Annotated in this window: 1 pseudogene; it reads right to left on the reverse strand. The window is 58.2% G+C overall.

The annotated features are described in order from the left end of the window. Window positions 1-104: 104 nt before the first annotated feature. Window positions 105-419, reverse strand: a pseudogene (locus C6W91_RS21315) (NTP-binding protein); the annotation flags it as partial.

Consider the following 419-nt stretch of genomic DNA (forward strand, 5'->3'; position numbering starts at 1 on the left):
CAGTTCCGCGTCATCGCAGTAGTTGGCCGCCGCCAGCCGAGATAACCAACCTGACAACAACTCGTCTGGCAGCGGCGCGACAGTTTTCGGCAGCGGGTGCGGCTTCACACCCCGGACTTCTCGAGTCGCCGATAGGCGTTCGCATGGCGCGACCAAACCGGCGTCCATTTTGCGATCGCGTCATCAGTAATGCATTCATCACCTGTGACAATGGCGTCGATGGAAAGATCCTTGATCAGGGCGAAGATGCGCGAGGTCACCCCACCGGTCAGCGCAAGTATCTGCTTGAGTGACTTGACCTTCAGATTGGATTTCTTCTCGAAGGGCATTGCCGCGATGAGTGTCTGGATCATGTCCGAGAACTCGGCATCGTCGCGCCAGTTTGGCAGGTGATGTTCGTCCAGCCGCCTGGCAAGCTG

The organism is Phaeobacter sp. SYSU ZJ3003 (genome assembly GCF_041300735.1).
Classification (GTDB): domain Bacteria; phylum Pseudomonadota; class Alphaproteobacteria; order Rhodobacterales; family Rhodobacteraceae; genus Phycobacter; species Phycobacter gallaeciensis_A.